The sequence below is a fragment of the Rhizobium sp. SVR5-9E genome (assembly GCF_056755095.1).
Genome location: NZ_JBNDHS010000745.1, coordinates 1 through 235, shown reverse-complemented (window position 1 = coordinate 235; position 235 = coordinate 1). Strand labels below are relative to the sequence as shown.

Annotated in this window: 1 pseudogene; it reads left to right on the top strand. The window is 71.1% G+C overall.

Going from position 1 to position 235, the window contains the following annotated elements:
• Positions 1–116: 116 nt before the first annotated feature.
• Positions 117–235, top strand: a pseudogene (locus ACPYOJ_RS36815) (glycine zipper family protein); the annotation flags it as partial.

Sequence of the window (235 nt, the reverse complement as noted above, 5' to 3'; positions counted from 1 at the left end):
CCCCCCCCCCCCCCCCCCCCCCCCCCCCCCCCCCCCCCCCCCCCCCCCCCCCCCAAAAAAAAAACGCCACCCCAGATGCAGCGTAGTCTCGTGGGCTCGGAGATGTGTATAAGAGACAGGTCCGAGGTGCGGCCGTTGGCGCGGCGATCGGCGGCGCGTCCGGGGCTGTCATCGGTAATGTCGCCGGTCGGCCCGGGCAATGCCGGTTCCGAGATCGTAGCGGTCGTCAGTATGT